A 351-nucleotide genomic window follows, 5' to 3' on the forward strand; every position below is an offset into this window, starting at 1 on the left:
AGTACCACTTGTTAAAGCTGTTGTACTTGGAATCAATGTTCCGCCATTTAAAACAGTATACCAAACAATATTAGATTCGTTTAACTGAATACTTGCAAAAGTTGGCAAAGTCGACTGACAGAAGTTCTGTGTTCCCGCAGTTACCAAACTTGGTGTTCCCGGATCTGTTACTATTACTGCAACTTCCAGTCTTAATGCACTTTCGCAAAGTGATGTTGCATCTTTTATCGCCGCATAATAAGTACCACTTGTCAAAGCTGTTGTACTTGGAATCAATGTTCCGCCAGTTAAAGCAGTATACCAAACGATATTAGATTCGTTTAACTGAATACTTGCAAAAGTTGGCAAAGT

Annotated in this window: 1 pseudogene; it reads right to left on the reverse strand. The window is 38.2% G+C overall.

Features of this window, described 5'->3' with window-relative positions:
* Positions 1-351 (reverse strand): annotated as a pseudogene (locus NJT12_RS24925) (gliding motility-associated C-terminal domain-containing protein); the annotation flags it as partial.

The organism is Flavobacterium azizsancarii, from assembly GCF_027980145.1.
GTDB classification, from domain to species: domain Bacteria; phylum Bacteroidota; class Bacteroidia; order Flavobacteriales; family Flavobacteriaceae; genus Flavobacterium; species Flavobacterium azizsancarii.